Below are 288 nucleotides of genomic sequence, written 5' to 3'. Positions count from 1 at the left end.
GCGGAGTAGCCAATTTGACGAGTTTAGGCTTGAAGTTTACGGGAACATCTGGTTCCGGAACGTTTACTTTTACGCCCACAACGGGTACAGCTGCTGTTAGTTCAGCTATTACTATTAATCCAGGAGCAGCGACTAAATTAGTGGTGACAGGAACAGGCACGCAAACGGCAGGAGGGTCACAAACGATTACCGTTACTGCACAAGACGCTAGTGGCAATACAGCTACTAGTTACACAGGAGCTAAAAATATTACTTTCTCGGGTGCAACTGCTTCAAGTAGCCCAGTGA

The 288-nt window shown here is 46.9% G+C and carries 1 protein-coding gene; it reads left to right on the top strand.

Annotation, left to right across the window (positions count from 1 at the left end; all coding sequences use genetic code 11):
- Window positions 1-288 (top strand): hypothetical protein (locus ESB04_RS12490; protein ID WP_205749522.1); only part of this gene is annotated, 288 nt, incomplete at both ends.

Source organism: Aquirufa rosea (assembly GCF_004118285.1).
In the GTDB taxonomy this organism is placed as follows: domain Bacteria; phylum Bacteroidota; class Bacteroidia; order Cytophagales; family Spirosomataceae; genus Aquirufa; species Aquirufa rosea.
This window is presented reverse-complemented; position numbering and strand designations above follow the sequence as displayed.